Genomic DNA, 14995 nt, shown 5'->3' on the forward strand with positions numbered 1-14995 from the left:
AATTACCTATATTTTAACCTTTATTTTTAAGTTCAAAACGCTGAACTCTCACTTACCATCTCAAATTCTCAATAATATCACTGGCTATCAATGCCATTTTTCCTCTGTTTCCTGCGGCAAAATCTCCTGCTTTTCCATGCTGATAAACGCCTAAAAGAGCAGCTTCTTTGGCTGAATAGCCCTGAGCTAATAAAGCCACAATTATTCCTGTAAGTACATCGCCACTTCCTGCGGTTGCCATTCCTGCATTTCCTGTTGAATTAAAGAAAATATCACCATCTGGCATCGCAATGGCTGATTGATAACCTTTCAGCACAACAATTACTTCATATTTTTCGGCAAAAGCCCGAAGAAGATTGAGCTTTTCAAAATCATCTTTCCAAGTATGCCCGATAAGTTTTTGGAATTCTTTTGGATGGGGAGTTAGAATGGTATTTTTAGGTAACAGTGTCAATAATGCTCTTCCTTTTTCTGTGCCCAATAAATTCAAAGCATCGGCATCAATCACCACTGCTTTATTTTTTGCCATTAACAAAGTGCTTTTCAAAAGCTCAAATGCCTCGGGTTTTGTACCAATGCCCGGGCCAATGGCTATGCTTTGAAAATTATCAATCTCGATTTCAGATAAAACCTCATGAGTACTTTCAGGATAAGTCAAAGTCATGGCTTCTGGCACTGAAATTTGTAAAATATCATAAGCAAAATCAGGCACAAGACAAGTGAGTTTTCCTACACCCGAACGCAAACAAGCTTTGGCAGAAAGAATCGCCGCTCCCATCATTCCTCTCGAACCCGCAATCAGCAAACTATGTCCATACGTACCTTTATGAGAAAAATTTTGGCGTACTTCGGGCAAAATCTCTGTTAAATAATAATTTTCAACCTTCGTTTCCTGAATAAATTGTTGGTTCAATCCAATGTCTATTACTTGCCAATCGCCTACAAAAGCTTGGTTTTGTGGCAACATCATCGCCAATTTTGGCAATTGAAAAGTAATCGTTTTATCAGGTTTTAAAATCACATCTTCGGGCAAATTAGCACTATCCATGTACAAGCCTGAAGCAATGTCTATCGAAATTTTTGTCGCTTTTAAAACATTGATTTGTTCAATAATCGTTTTCAAAATTCCTGTTACCGAACGATTTACGCCTGCTCCTAACAATGCGTCAATAATGATTTCATTCGGCTTAATATTCTTCAAAAAAGCTAAATCACTTTCAGTTTGAATACTGGTAATTTCCTGAATTTTACCGAAATTAATTTCACAATCAACACTTTTCTGTTTGGCATATTCTACCACGAATACATGTACTTTAAACCCTTTTTGGCGTAATAAACGAGCAATCGCTAAACCATCTCCGCCATTATTTCCCAAACCACAAAAAACATGAATACTTAATTGCTGTACGGCAAAGTACTCTTGCATAAACCAATTGACGAAAGCGACGGAGGCTCTTTCCATTAAATCAACAGAAGCGATGCCTTCTTGCTCTATCGTAAAAGCGTCTAAAGCTTTGGTTTGGCTGGCACTTAGGATTTTTAGGGTTTTCATATTTAGTTAGTGAATTAGCGAGTTAGTGATTGATATAAGTAGTGATTAATAAAAAGTGACTGGCAATTAGCATTTTAAATATCTAACAATCAAATACTTATCAGATTCTAACACCAATCATTACTACTTCTTATTTATCAATCCTTCTGTTACTTCATTCATAATTTTAATTTTTTCTTGAAAGTCGCCTTTGATTGATTTTCTGATTTCTCTGAGATTTTCCAATAATTGTTGTACGTCTGCTGGAATAATATCATCCAAAAACTCACGCATTCTTTTTGCCATCGTTGGCGATTTCCCGTTGGTTGAAATACCAATTTTTAAATCTCCTTTTTGCACAATCGAACCCAAATAAAAATCACAAAGCGATGGCGTATCGGCTACGTTACAAAGCAAATGTCGTTCGGCGGCGATGCGTTTGATACTTGCGTGTAAGTCTGGATTGTCTGTTGCCAAAATCAATAAATCTTTATTTTCTAAGTCGGAATACTGAAATTTTCTTTCAACCAACAATACGTTTGGATAATCTTTGGCAAAGGCTTTCAATTCATCACGAATCAAATCAGCGACAACCGTAATTACTGCGTCTGGACTATTATTCAGCATTGCCGAAAGTTTTTCTAAACCAACATTTCCGCCACCTACCAGTAAAACGTTGAGTTCTTCTAATTTTAGAAAAACAGGGAAAAGTCGGTTTTTTATATCAGTATTTTGCATTTCTTGAGGAATGAGTATTGAAATTAAAAAACGAAGATACAAACAAAAAACCTTGCTCGGAATCCGAGCAAGGTTTCAGTAATCAAGCATTTATATAAAAATCATTATGAAGTTTCTCTTACTGTTTCAACAAAATCGCTCTAATCACTTTTTTGTCGATTTTCCCAACCGAAGTTTTAGGAATAGCTTTGGCAAAATCTATCGAAGTCGGAATCGACCAAGGCGTAATGGTACTGTCATCCACATAAGTTTGCATAAAATCTTTTACGCCTTCTTTGCTCAAAGTTTTTCCTTCTTTCAGTACAATCATAGCGTGCGGTCGTTCGCCCCATTTCACATCCGGAATCCCCACAATGGCTACTTCCTGCACGGCTTCGTGTTTGCCAATAATATTTTCTAATTCAATCGAACTCACCCATTCGCCGCCCGATTTAATTACATCTTTGATTCTATCCGTAATTTTCAATGAATTCTCTGCGTTCATCGTAGCCACATCGCCAGTATGCAACCAACCATCGTTCCAGAGTTCTTCTGATTTTTCTGGTTCATTAAAGTAGCCTTGTGTCAGCCACGGTGTTCTTGCTGTAATTTCCCCGATCGTCTCGCCGTCGTGCGGAGCTACGTTGCCACTTTCATCAAGCAAACGTAAATCAACCAACATGGCTGGCGTTCCCGAACGAGTACGGGCTTTTACTTGGAAATCAATATCTGGGTTTTGTGCATCCGCTGGACTCATGTAAACTGTCGATAAAATCGGACAAGTCTCAGACATACCATAGCCCGTAATTACATCAACGCCTCTTTGTAAAGCTGATTTTGCCAAAGCTTCTGGCAAAGCCGAACCGCCAATCACTACTTTCCATTTTGAAAGGTCGATATTTTGCGTAGCTGGATGCAACACAAACATTTGTAAAATGGTAGGCACACAATGTGAAAAAGTAACTTTTTCTTTCACAAAACATTTCAAAACCATTTCTGGCTCAAACTTACCGATATATACTTGTTTGGTATTGCACATCGTAGCCACATACGGAAAACCCCAAGCGTGAACATGAAACATGGGCGTAAGTGGCATATACACATCCGAATTATTGAATCGGCAAGCTCCGTCGATAGCACTAAAAGTTACACTTACCGACAAAGTATGCAAAACCAATTGGCGATGCGTAAAGTAAACGCCTTTCGGATTGCCAGTTGTTCCTGTTGTATAAAAAGTCGTTGCTACGGCATCTTCATCAAAATCCTCAAAATCATATTCTTCTGAAGCCTCAGCTAATAAAGATTCGTACTCTCCGAGAATAGGTAAAGATTTTTCGTTTTGAAATTCTCCGCCATCAGCACAAACGATAATGTGTTTTACCGTAGGCATTTCTTTCGCCATTGAAGATAATAAAGGCAAAAAATCTGCGTGACAAATAATTACTTCGTCTTGAGCGTGATTGATGGTATATAAAATCTGAGCAGGAGAAAGTCGCCAATTGATGGTGTGAAGTACATTTCCCGTCATCGGAATTCCAAAAAAACATTCCAAATAACGATGCGAGTCATAATCAATTACAGCGATGGTTTTTCCGCCATCTATTCCCATATTTTTTAAAACATTCGCCTGCTTTCTTACTCTTTTATTTAGCTCGAAATAATTGTATCGAACAAGGTCTTTATAAACAATCTCATTCTCAGGCTCTAACATAGTTGAATATGCCAAAATACTTTTGATGAGTAGTGGATACTTAAAAGCTTTACTTGCTGATGGTAATTTGCGAATATTCATAGAATTCACTTATAAAATTCTCTGATTTGTTATAAAAAATATAAAATAGTTAATAGAACACAAAGTTATATCATTTAAAACATTTAAACACTTTATTTCTATAATATTTTAAGATAAAATTATCTTAAAGCAAGAAATAGCATTAATAAAAGATGCCAAGATTATTGATTTCGGATTTCAGTTATCGGATTTCGGTTTTATAAAACGCATTTTTTAGAAGTATTTTATAAAAATTCTTAAATCAGAAATCTCAAATCCTAAAAGCTATAAAACTTTCGTACCGCACTAATTCCAAGAAAGTGCTATTTTGAATAGCTTTTTGTACTTTAGTATTTCAACAAAAAATTTCATCTATGAAAACGCTTAAAAAAATCATTTACTTATTCTTCTTAGTCATTTACCAAAATGCTAATGCTCAGTGGCTCAAACAAAATGTAGTTACGGATGCAAGTTTTAGGGCTGTTCATGCTATTTCTGAAAAAGTAGTTTGGATTGGTGGCTCAAAAGGTACTTTTATCAAAACGCTAAATGGTGGTAAAAGCTGGGAAGTAAAACAAGTACCACAAGCTGAAAAATTGGATTTTAGAGATGTATATGCTTTTGATAAAAGAACGGCAATTTTGATGAGTGCTGGCGAAGCAGAAAAAGGAAGTGCCAAAATTTACAGAACCGAAAACGGTGGAAAAACATGGGAAGTAGTATTTCAGACAGAAGAAAAAGGTGTTTTTTTTGATGGAATTGACTTCTGGGACAAACAAAACGGTATCGCTTTCAGCGACCCAATCAACGGGCATTTTTATATTATCAAAACAAAGGACGGTGGAAAAACTTGGACGAAAGTTAATCCCGATAATATTCCTGCTACACAGGAAAATGAAGCTGCTTTTGCAGCCAGTGGCACAAGTTTGATTATTTCTGGGCAAAGTAATGCCTACATCTGCACAGGAGGAGCTGAAAATGCCAGAGTTTTTAGAAGTACCAATCAAGGGGAAAATTGGGAAGTAGTCGCTACTACAATGCCAGCGGGCAAAACCAATGGTTTATTTGGTTTAAGATTTTGGGACGAACTTCATGGTATTGCCGTTGGTGGCGACTATCAAGATGTTAGCAAAAGTATTCCTAATGTTTTACTGACAAACGATGGAGGAAAAACATGGCTCAACGCTCCAGAAACGAATCCTGTAGGACTAAAAGAAGGAGTTGATATTTATAAAAAAGAAATTTTAATAGCCGTTGGTCCTTCTGGCACAAGTTATTCAAAAGACTTCGGGAAATCTTGGCAAGCCATCAACACCGCCGCTTTTCATGCCATCAGTATTTTTGGAAATAGCATTTGGGCAGTGGGTGGCAGAGGAAGTATTGCTAAATTAGAGCCTACATTTTTCGGAAAATAGGTAAAAGCAAAAAGCTCACAGCTATAAGCTATGAGCTTTTGCTTAAATTACTTTTCCCTTTCCAAGAAATCATCAATACCCCAATCAAAACCACAAAAGTACCAGCCAATTGCCAAGCAGAAATTTGTTCACCCAGAAAAACATTTGCCATAATAATAGTCGCTACTGGGCCGATACTACCAATAATCGAGGCATTGCCCGAACCAATCCTACGAATGCCATCCGAAATCATAAATGAAGGAATAACTGTTGAAAAAACTGCCATCGAAAAACTCAACCAATAAGCTCCTGCTGGATATGAAAGTAATCCTTTTCCTACCGAAACGAAATAATGGATAATCACCATGCCCGTAGAAATCAGCATTGAATAACAAGTAAAACGCAACGCTCCTACTTTTTGAATCATTTCGCCACTTCCTACCAAAAACAAAGCATAAGTAAAGGCACTCAGGAAAATCAAGAAACAACCGATAAGTAAATCTTTTTGCAAGCCCAATTTTAGGTCTGGAATAAAAGCTAATGCCACACCAAAATACGTAATCAACAAAGCCACATACTGAATTTTATAAATTGGTTTCTTCAAAAAAATAGCCGAAATCACTACAACAATAGTTGGATAAACAAAAAGAATAAGCCTTTCTACGCTGGCGGTGATATAATTCAAACCCCAAAAATCAAAAAGTGAAGCCAAGTAATATCCCACCAAACCTATCGCAAACATCCAAAACCACTGGCGACGGTTGAGCTTTACTTGTGCTTCTTTATTTTTTTGGAAAAATAAAATTATCAAATAAAAAGGTGCTGAAAACAGCATTCTCAAAGCCAACAAAGGCACTGTATCTACGTGATAGTGTAGGTAATTATACTTTACCAAAACGGCTTTTCCTGCAAATAAAACTGCACCAGTCAACACTAAAACTACTCCTATGAAATACTGAAACTTACTTTTTTCCGTCATGGTTTATTTCAAATTAAGGTAAAAAAAAGACCTTCCACATTGCTGAGAAAGGTCTTTTGAATCATATTATTTATCAAATAGTCACTTATCTCATGCCTTTGGGGCTGATTGCGAGAAGTGACCAATATGCTGAAATCATATTCATTTGATACTTATTTTTTTCTAAAGAAAATCTGAATTGGTACGCCTGTAAAATCGAAGTGTTCACGCATTTGGTTCTCTAAATAACGTTCATACGACTCACGAATATACTGCGGTAAATTACAGAACATCACAAAAGACGGAGCTTTTGTTGGTAACTGTGTCATGTATTTGATTTTGATATACTTTCCTTTCCAAGCTGGCGGCGGATAGTTTTCAATCACTTTCAACATCACATCATTCAATTTAGAAGTAGGAATTTTACGAGTTTTATTTTCATATACTTCTAATACTTTTTCTACGGCTTGGAAAATACGCTGTTTATCTTTTACCGAAGTAAAAATAATTGGCATATAATTGATAGGTGCCATTCTCTGACGAACCGCATCTTCGATACGCTTAGAAGTCATTGAATCTTTTTCTACCAAATCCCATTTGTTAATCATCAACACAATACCTTTTTTAGCACGGTCTGCCATTGATACAATGTTCATATCCTGTGCTTGCAAACCAGTCTGAAGGTCAATAGTAGTAGCGTCAACAATAATTACAGCCACATCACATTCTTCCATCGCCTTGATTGAACGCAAAATTGAATAGTACTCAATGTTATCGTCAATTTTAGCTTTTCTACGAATCCCGGCGGTATCGGTAATAATAAAATCTTTTCCGAACAAAGTATAGTGGTTGTCAATCGCATCACGAGTTGTACCTGCAATATCCGTTACGATACTTCTTTCTTTTCCTAAAAGTGCATTCAAGAAAGAAGATTTACCAACGTTTGGTTTTCCTAAAATAGCGATTTTAGGAATGCCAGCATTAGGGTTTTCAATGCCTTCTTCTGGGAAATGGCTTACTACTGCATCTAATAAATCACCTGTACCTGAGCCACTTTCAGCAGCAATTGGATAAGGTTCGCCCATACCTAATTCGTAAAACTCAACGGCTTCCATACCTTTTTCATAAGTATCAGCCTTGTTGGCAACAACATAAACAGGTTTTTTCGAGCGACGAAGTACTTTAGCAAAGTCTTTGTCTAAATCTGTAATTCCCGTAGAACAATCTACCACGAATAAACAAACGTCTGCTTCTTCGATAGCCAACTCTACTTGTTCACGGATTGCACCTTCAAAAGTATCGTCTGAACCATGAACATAACCACCTGTATCAATGACGGTAAAATACTTACCTGTCCATTCTCCGTAACCATAGTGACGGTCACGAGTAACGCCTGAAACGTTATCCATAATTGCCTTTTTCTGTTCGATAAGGCGATTAAAAAGCGTAGATTTACCCACGTTTGGGCGACCTACAATTGCAACAATGTTTGACATTTTTTTAATTTTTGAGCTGTTCCCTGCGTACCTTTTTTGATTAATTTCCTGAAAATCAGTTGCTCAATCTTTGGCATAACAAGCACCTCAATGTTAAAGATTACAATATACTGTTAAAAATTAGGGGTAGAAAATAGCTGTGAGCTATGAGATTTCAGCTTTCGGATGTCAGTCATCGGCTTTCAGTTAATGTAAAATGATTTATACAAATTAAAAGCTGAAAGCTGAAATCCGAAAGCCTGATTAATCTTGACTATAACCAAATGATTTCACTTTCTGTGCTTTTGAACGCCAATCTGGTTCAACTTTAATAAATTGCTCTAAGAATACTTTTTTCCCAAAGAATTTCTCCATTGCTTCACGGGCTTGCGTACCTACTTTTTTAATAGATTCTCCCTTGTGACCAATCAAAATAGCTCTTTGGGTTACTCTTTCCACATAAATTTCAGCGGCAATTCTGATAAGATTATCCTCCTCTTTGAAAGAAGTAATCACTACTTCACAAGAGTAAGGAATTTCTTTTTTATAATTCAAGAAGATTTTTTCTCTTAAAATCTCAGAAGCGAAAAAGCGTTCTGGCTTGTCGGTCAATTCTTCTTTATCAAAATACGGCGGATGAAGGGGTAGTTGCTCAATAATAGAATCAAAAATTTGCCCAATATTTTCTTCTTTCAAAGCAGAAATAGGAATAATAGCTTGCGTAGGGAAACGTTCACGCCAATGAGCAATTTTTTCCTGTACTTGTTCTTCCGTCGCCAAGTCAATTTTGTTAATTAATAACAGAACTGGTACATGGTCGATTCTCGCTAATTTATTGATAACATCATCTTCGTCGTACTTTTCAAAAATATCGGTTACAAACAAAATAACATCAGCATCTTCCAATGAACTATGCACAAATGTCATCATTGATTTATGTAATTCGTATTTAGGAAGAATAATCCCGGGCGTATCAGAGTAAACCAATTGAAAATCAGTCCCATTATGCGTTCCGTTCAAAATTCCCATGATACGGTGACGGGTAGTCTGAGCTTTTGAAGTAATAATTGAAAGGCGTTCGCCCACCAAAACGTTCATCAAAGTAGATTTTCCAACGTTTGGTTTTCCGACAATACTGACAAAGCCTGCTTTATGATTAAGTTGTTCCATTATTATCCTCGTTTATTTGTCAAAATTACTGAAAAAATCAGTAGAGGAAGGAATCAAGATAGTTTTGGGGAGTAGCTAACGAGTTCCCTACGGGATGACAAAACGAATTGTATTAATTTTAAAATAAAAAGACGAGCCGTATTGACTCGTCTTCTCTTCGTAGCAGGAACAGGACTCGAACCTGTGACCTTTGGGTTATGAGCCCAACGAGCTACCTACTGCTCCATCCTGCGGTGTTGTTTCCATTTGATTGGACTGCAAAGATACGAACTTTTTTTTACGATGCAAGCATTTGATTAAAAAAAAATAAAATTATTTTATAAAAAATTTAAGAAAGGTAAAAACTGCTACTAACTGACTCGTCCAAAATATAAACATCCATTTGATAATTTCTGACTTATTTTCAGCAATTTGATTCTTGAGTTCTAAAATATCAGATTTAGAAGCAAGTATTGATTTGCTTTTTTCAAACTCTTTATCCACTCTACTTTCTATAAAATCTGTCAATACTTGAGCTTGTTGGTCTCGGATTTTTTCTTTAAGAATATTATAAAGTTGTATTTCCGAAATTTGAATTGAAGCCATAGTTGTAAATTTTAGCATGAAACAAATATAAAAGAAAGTCAAATACAATATTTACAATAACTTACTACAAAACAAGTCTTTGAGCTTATTTTTCTTGATTCATCAAATCTTTTGCCTTCTTTACATTCAAATTTATCTTATCAGATTCTACCAGACCGTCACGTAATCTTACAATTCTGTGGGCATACTGGGCAATATCGTCTTCGTGTGTTACCATTACAATGGTATTTCCTTTAGAATAAAGCTGATCGAACAAATCCATAATTTCGTAAGAAGTCTTAGTATCTAAGTTTCCCGTAGGTTCATCCGCCAAAAGTATCGAAGGGTCATTTACCAAAGCTCTGGCAATCGCCACACGCTGACGCTGACCACCCGAAAGTTCATTAGGTTTATGACCTGCACGATTTTCCAAACCTACTCCTTTCAGAGCCAACATAGCTTTCTCGATTCTGTCGGCTTTGTTGTAGCCTGCATAAATTAATGGCAAAGCAACATTTTCTAAAGAAGATTGACGAGGTAATAAGTTGAAGGTTTGGAACACAAAACCAATTTCTTTGTTACGAACAGTTGCCAATTCATTTTCAGACATTTCACTTACGTCTTGATTATTCAAAATGTATTTACCCGTTGAAGGAGTATCCAAACAGCCAATGATATTCATTAGCGTAGATTTTCCCGAACCCGAAGGCCCCATAAAAGCTACATACTCGCCTTTGCTTACGGAAATACTAACATCTTTTAAGGCTTGAATTACTTCTTCGCCCATTACGTAACGTCTGGAAATATGACTGGTTTCGATGATTTTCATGCTAATTTTTTTTATCGGTTAAGAGCGTATCCGTTCTTTTTATACTGCTGGTTGAATTGCTGTTTGTACTAATATCTTTGAGTCTATTTCAATATTGGCGTTTAGTTCTTTCAAGCTTTGGACAAATCCAAGTTTATCTTTGGGGCTTAGGCTTGTAGGATATTTACTTGTAGAGGTCTCAATTATCAAATATTGTTTTCGCTCAAATATCTTTGTAATGTTATTAATTTCAAGTTTTTTAAGGGTGATAAAACCACCAAATTTGATAACAATAGAATTTTCACGAATAAGGTAAGTGTCATATAACGAAATAGTATAGAACAAAAATTGAAATATAAAAACCCATTTCGTTGGTTTATTCAAAATCACATCAACAAATGCGTCAATAAAATCTATTTTATGGACATACATTGAATACAAGCTAAATCCTAAAGCTATAAGTATCAGAACGATTATAGCTCCAAAATTACTTTTCTTGATATTTGATTGAAACTTCTTCATGTAGATTCATTTGATAAACAGTCAAAATGATGAATTATTTACATATTGTTTCTCTTTTGTTGATAGATAGAGATAAGAAAAATACCAACAGCTAAACATTTGTTATTTTCTTGATAGATTTTTATAGTTCCATCATTTGTAAACAAGTTTTTTGAAAAATGAATCATTAAGCCTTCTTCATTTTGAAGTTCCCACTCACTGGACATTAGACCAATTTGTTTAAACAAAAAATTACCTTCGTTTTCTAAGAAGATTTTAGCTTCTGTATTCCAAAAATTAATGTTGATATTACCAATAACTTTATCTTTATTTTCGTAGATAATGATAGTGTCGGCAAGCAATCCAGTAACATCGAAAAAATATTCTTTATCGCCAATTCTTACATTTGAATCATAAGACCAAATTGATTTTTTCTCTGTTCTTACCAGAACTTGACTCCCATCTTTAACTTCATAAGTAGAACTCCAAAAATCTTTGGAGAATGTTAATTGCTCGTTCATAGCTATTAGGTTATTCTTAATGAACAAACTTAATAATTTACTGAAAACCAGCACTTGCCTTTTCGATAGAAGCCAATTTAGCTTGATAGGTTGGTAAAAAACGCTGATAGTCGGTTGGAGACAATTTTTGTAATGCCTTCATTCCATCTTCGGCGTAGTCTTTCATCCCAATTGTTAAGGCTTGTTGAATGTATAATTGATACAACATTGGCGAGTTTTTTCGCCAAGAAATAGCATTTAAAACTACTTGATAGGCTTTTTCGGGCTGACGATTTTTATTCAATAGCTCAACAGCTTTGCTTACGATTGCTTCGTTCAATGGATGTTGCTTTAGCCCTACTCCTATCATATCTTTTATTTCTGCCAAATTCACTTTTTCGACAGCCTCTTTTTTCAGAAAAGTATTGAGCAATAACTGATAATACTTGCCTTTTTTATCCGTAGAATCACCCACTGCCCAAGCTTGAAGATTCTGGAAAGTAATTAACTTGTCCCCTTTATAATACTCTTGAATTACATTGGCAAAAAGTAAATCTTCGGAAAGTGATTCGTTTTCTTCTATTTCAGAAAATCTTCTTAAATCAAAGTTTTCACCCAAAGCTTTTTGATAGAAAGTTTGGTTATAAATCCATGCAAAATTGGAAGCATTCAAAACAGAATCCGAGGATAAATCAATGGCAAAATCATTGTCGGTAAGCTCTGAAAATTTCTTCTCAATAATATTTTTCATCGCCAGTTTATTGGCTTGATACGAATTATACTGAATATCTTCGGATTGTTGCAAAAGCTCTTCAATGGCTGTTTTTTTACCATTATTTGCCCAAAAAGCCAATAAATTACTGGCTGGTACTTCTGATTTTTGGGCATTTTTTACTGCCATTTCATAGTACAAAACAGTGGAATCTTGCACGTTCGATTTATTGAATAAGTAGGCTAAATTATTTTGTAACTCACCACTTTTCGGAAATTTCTGCAAGCCTTCTTTTAAAGTAAACATGGCATCAAAAAAATGTTCGCCATCGTAAAAAGAACGACTAAGCCCTTCATAAGCAAAAACTGAAGGATTTTTGGCTAAAGATTTTCGGAAGTAAACGGCAGCCGTTTCATTATCACCTTGCAGCAATGCCAAACTCGCCAAAGCATAATTAGTTTTATGATTTCGGTACTCGTAAACCAAAGCCATTTTGTACTCAATTTCGGCAAATTTATAGTCTTTTTCGGCAGTATAATAGTCGCCCAAAGCGTTGTAATGTGCCGCAAAAGCTTGCTGTACTGTAAAAAATCCTTTTAAAACCAACAAGGCTGCAATGAGTATAATGGCTAATACTCTAAATGTCCAAATCGGTAAACGCAAAGGCTTAAATACCACTTTGTGTACTTCAAAAGCCTGTTTGAAAAGGGGGAAAAAGTTGAGTAAAACATACAATAGAAACATCAAACCCATGGCTAAATGGGTGTAAGTAATGGCATCTTCCATTACTTCTATCATCGGGTCGTTGCTGGTGGCAAATGCCAAAGCACAGGTAGCAATGGTAAAAATTGCTAAAGAGAGATAAGTGAATGCTCCAGATTTTTCAAAATTTAGCCAATCTAAAATTGATTCTGTTCTTTTTTTGAAACCCCAAATACCCAATACAGACGAAAGTACAATCAATAAAAATGGACTGAGGTAAATCATTTCCCAGTCGATTATTTTGTTGTTATGAAGAAAAACCAGCAGAACATTTACTAAATAAATCAAACTAATCAGCAGGAAATTCTGTAAAGATTGCGTGCTTTTTACCGAAGTACTGATAATCAAAAACCCATTTACAATTTCGTAAGCTACTAAAAAAATAAACGCTGTACTCAGGAGCATCGCTCCTGCAGTTCGATAACTCGCCAGCAAAAAAAATGGATGGTTTACTTTAGCCGTGAAAAAAATCACAAGAGCAATAAGGGCAGTCAGAAAGAAAAAACTGATGAAGCGTTTAGCAATATCAATGTCTGGACGAAAAGCATGGAAAAAATAACTTAACCCAACAAATAGCACAATCAAAGCCGTAGTAAAATACTTATTGGCAACATTGTACAATAATTCGAGGTTGAAAGTAACCAAAAAGACAATCACCAAACCCATACTTACCAAGTACCAAAAGCGAGGCAGAGCTGATAAAGCTGAAAGTAAGAGTACAAAAGCAAAGCTTAAAAGCCCTAAAAAAACATAATTACCGATAAAATTGATAGCCATTGGCGAAGCCACAAACTGTTCGGTTACGGTAAAAGTTTTGGTTGGTAATGAAAGCGTTTCGCTTCCTACTTTAAATTGGTCGAGAATAATGGGAACTTCGCCCAACTCACTAAGAATATCCCAATGAACAACATTTTCTAAACCTTTAAAGTAAAAAAAACTTAAAGTAAGAATACTAAAAAGCAATATACTTAGTGAAAAGATATAGAGATTTCGAGAAGATTTTTGCCAGTTTTTCCAGAATTGCAATGAATTCATAATGGGGAAATATTAAGTAAAATCAGAAGCAATGTCGCTTCTGATTCATTTTTTTGATTTTCTGAATTAGCTAAAATTTACCAAGCCATGCGTGGCATTGGGCTTACTTCTTGTGAACAAAACTCGCCTTTTTCAGCCTTGAAATGTGCTGCCATCGCAATCATACCTGCGTTGTCGGTACAGTATTGAAAAGCTGGAATATAAACATTCCAATTTTCGGCTTCTCCCATTTTTTGGATTTCAGTTCTTAGTCCAGAATTTGCCGAAACGCCACCTGCAATAGCAACTTCTTTGATTTTATACTGTTTTGAAGCTTTTTTGAGTTTTTGCAAGAGTATTTTTATTAAAGTAGCCTGCATAGATGCACAAATATCGGCTAAATTTTCTTCCACAAAATTGGGATTTTGCTTCGTCTCTTTTTGTAAAAAATAAAGAAAAGCCGTTTTAATTCCTGAAAAAGAATAATTCAATCCGGGCATTTCTACTGTTGGGAAAGGGAATCTATCTGGATTTCCTTCTTTGGCATACTTGTCGATAAGTGGTCCGCCTGGGTAAGGCAAATTCAACAATTTGGCAGTTTTATCAAAAGCTTCTCCTACGGCATCGTCTTGCGTTTCGCCGATTACTTCCATTTCTAAAGCCGAACGCACAAATACAATTTGGGTATGTCCGCCGCTAACTGTCAGGCATAAAAAAGGGAAATTTGGCTTCGGTTCGTCAATAAAATGAGCCAAAACATGGGCTTGCATGTGATGAACATCAATCAACGGAATGTTCAAACCCATCGCCAAAGCCTTTGCAAAAGAAGTACCTACTAATAAAGAACCTAAAAGTCCGGGACCACGAGTAAAAGCGATGGCATTTAAGTCATTTTTTGTTATCTTCGCTTTGTCAAGTGCTTCGGCTACAACAGGCACAATATGTTGCTGATGAGCCCTACTTGCCAACTCTGGTACAACACCGCCCCATTTAGTATGAATAGCTTGGCTGGCTACAATGTTGGAACAAACTTTTCCGTTAATAATGACAGCCGCAGAGCTGTCGTCACAAGAAGATTCTATTGCTAAAATGGTCATAATGTTACAAAAATAAGCATA

General features: G+C 35.8%; 13 protein-coding genes and 1 tRNA gene. 1 reads left to right on the top strand and 13 read right to left on the bottom strand.

Features of this window, described 5'->3' with window-relative positions; genetic code table 11:
- Positions 1 to 52 precede the first annotated feature (52 nt).
- The 3 genes from VB248_RS15180 to VB248_RS15190 all read right to left on the bottom strand — a co-directional run bounded on the left by VB248_RS15180 (position 53) and on the right by VB248_RS15190 (position 4040).
- The gene (locus VB248_RS15180; RefSeq protein WP_323297649.1) at positions 53 to 1552 is read right to left on the bottom strand and encodes an NAD(P)H-hydrate dehydratase; all 1500 of its coding nucleotides are present in this window, start codon (positions 1550 to 1552) and stop codon (positions 53 to 55) included.
- A gap of 123 nt (positions 1553 to 1675) precedes the next feature.
- Positions 1676 to 2269, bottom strand: coding sequence for a precorrin-2 dehydrogenase/sirohydrochlorin ferrochelatase family protein (locus tag VB248_RS15185; protein WP_323297650.1), 594 nt, complete (start codon positions 2267 to 2269; stop codon positions 1676 to 1678).
- A gap of 118 nt (positions 2270 to 2387) precedes the next feature.
- Complete coding sequence (locus VB248_RS15190) at positions 2388 to 4040, bottom strand: fatty acid--CoA ligase (RefSeq protein ID WP_323297651.1); 1653 nt, start codon at positions 4038 to 4040, stop codon at positions 2388 to 2390.
- A gap of 353 nt (positions 4041 to 4393) precedes the next feature.
- On the opposite strand from VB248_RS15190, the gene VB248_RS15195 reads away from it, so the two are divergent.
- Complete coding sequence (locus VB248_RS15195; RefSeq protein WP_323297652.1) at positions 4394 to 5434, top strand: WD40/YVTN/BNR-like repeat-containing protein; 1041 nt, start codon at positions 4394 to 4396, stop codon at positions 5432 to 5434.
- 28 nt (positions 5435 to 5462) lie between these two features.
- On the opposite strand, the gene VB248_RS15200 is transcribed toward VB248_RS15195, so the two are convergent.
- From VB248_RS15200 to tsaD, 10 genes are all read right to left on the bottom strand, one after another.
- Positions 5463 to 6392 carry a DMT family transporter gene (locus VB248_RS15200; protein WP_323297653.1) on the bottom strand — a complete coding sequence of 310 codons (930 nt, stop codon included), beginning with the start codon at positions 6390 to 6392 and terminating at the stop codon, positions 5463 to 5465.
- A 152-nt stretch (positions 6393 to 6544) separates the two neighbouring features.
- Positions 6545 to 7867, bottom strand: coding sequence for a ribosome biogenesis GTPase Der (gene der / locus VB248_RS15205; protein WP_323297654.1), 1323 nt, complete (start codon positions 7865 to 7867; stop codon positions 6545 to 6547).
- 243 nt (positions 7868 to 8110) lie between these two features.
- Entirely contained in the window at positions 8111 to 9016 is a 906-nt protein-coding gene (gene era, locus VB248_RS15210) for a GTPase Era (RefSeq protein WP_323297655.1), read from the bottom strand.
- A gap of 160 nt (positions 9017 to 9176) precedes the next feature.
- A tRNA-Met gene (locus tag VB248_RS15215) sits at positions 9177 to 9249 on the bottom strand.
- A 79-nt stretch (positions 9250 to 9328) separates the two neighbouring features.
- Positions 9329 to 9601: a hypothetical protein gene (locus VB248_RS15220; protein ID WP_323297656.1), complete on the bottom strand. Its 273-nt coding sequence runs from the start codon at positions 9599 to 9601 to the stop codon at positions 9329 to 9331.
- Positions 9602 to 9686: 85 nt separating this feature from the next.
- The gene (locus VB248_RS15225; protein ID WP_323297657.1) at positions 9687 to 10409 is read right to left on the bottom strand and encodes an ABC transporter ATP-binding protein; all 723 of its coding nucleotides are present in this window, start codon (positions 10407 to 10409) and stop codon (positions 9687 to 9689) included.
- A 39-nt stretch (positions 10410 to 10448) separates the two neighbouring features.
- Entirely contained in the window at positions 10449 to 10910 is a 462-nt protein-coding gene (locus tag VB248_RS15230; protein ID WP_323297658.1) for a PH domain-containing protein, read from the bottom strand.
- Positions 10911 to 10948: 38 nt separating this feature from the next.
- The gene (locus VB248_RS15235) at positions 10949 to 11410 is read right to left on the bottom strand and encodes a hypothetical protein (protein WP_323297659.1); all 462 of its coding nucleotides are present in this window, start codon (positions 11408 to 11410) and stop codon (positions 10949 to 10951) included.
- A 37-nt stretch (positions 11411 to 11447) separates the two neighbouring features.
- On the bottom strand, positions 11448 to 13898 hold the full coding sequence (locus tag VB248_RS15240; protein ID WP_323297660.1) for a tetratricopeptide repeat protein: 2451 nt from the start codon (positions 13896 to 13898) through the stop codon (positions 11448 to 11450).
- Positions 13899 to 13975: 77 nt separating this feature from the next.
- Entirely contained in the window at positions 13976 to 14974 is a 999-nt protein-coding gene (gene tsaD, locus VB248_RS15245; RefSeq protein WP_323297661.1) for a tRNA (adenosine(37)-N6)-threonylcarbamoyltransferase complex transferase subunit TsaD, read from the bottom strand.
- Positions 14975 to 14995 lie beyond the last annotated feature (21 nt).

It is taken from the genome of Arcicella rigui, assembly GCF_034929435.1.
In the GTDB taxonomy this organism is placed as follows: domain Bacteria; phylum Bacteroidota; class Bacteroidia; order Cytophagales; family Spirosomataceae; genus Arcicella; species Arcicella rigui.

Coding starts and splice junctions, on each gene's coding strand:
- VB248_RS15180 (WP_323297649.1), bottom strand. CDS start 1,552: ATGAAAACCCTAAAAATCCTAAGTGCCAGCCAAACCAAAGCTTTAGAC.
- VB248_RS15185 (WP_323297650.1), bottom strand. CDS start 2,269: ATGCAAAATACTGATATAAAAAACCGACTTTTCCCTGTTTTTCTAAAA.
- VB248_RS15190 (WP_323297651.1), bottom strand. CDS start 4,040: ATGAATATTCGCAAATTACCATCAGCAAGTAAAGCTTTTAAGTATCCA.
- VB248_RS15195 (WP_323297652.1), top strand. CDS start 4,394: ATGAAAACGCTTAAAAAAATCATTTACTTATTCTTCTTAGTCATTTAC.
- VB248_RS15200 (WP_323297653.1), bottom strand. CDS start 6,392: ATGACGGAAAAAAGTAAGTTTCAGTATTTCATAGGAGTAGTTTTAGTG.
- der (WP_323297654.1), bottom strand. CDS start 7,867: ATGTCAAACATTGTTGCAATTGTAGGTCGCCCAAACGTGGGTAAATCT.
- era (WP_323297655.1), bottom strand. CDS start 9,016: ATGGAACAACTTAATCATAAAGCAGGCTTTGTCAGTATTGTCGGAAAA.
- VB248_RS15220 (WP_323297656.1), bottom strand. CDS start 9,601: ATGGCTTCAATTCAAATTTCGGAAATACAACTTTATAATATTCTTAAA.
- VB248_RS15225 (WP_323297657.1), bottom strand. CDS start 10,409: ATGAAAATCATCGAAACCAGTCATATTTCCAGACGTTACGTAATGGGC.
- VB248_RS15230 (WP_323297658.1), bottom strand. CDS start 10,910: ATGAAGAAGTTTCAATCAAATATCAAGAAAAGTAATTTTGGAGCTATA.
- VB248_RS15235 (WP_323297659.1), bottom strand. CDS start 11,410: ATGAACGAGCAATTAACATTCTCCAAAGATTTTTGGAGTTCTACTTAT.
- VB248_RS15240 (WP_323297660.1), bottom strand. CDS start 13,898: ATGAATTCATTGCAATTCTGGAAAAACTGGCAAAAATCTTCTCGAAAT.
- tsaD (WP_323297661.1), bottom strand. CDS start 14,974: ATGACCATTTTAGCAATAGAATCTTCTTGTGACGACAGCTCTGCGGCT.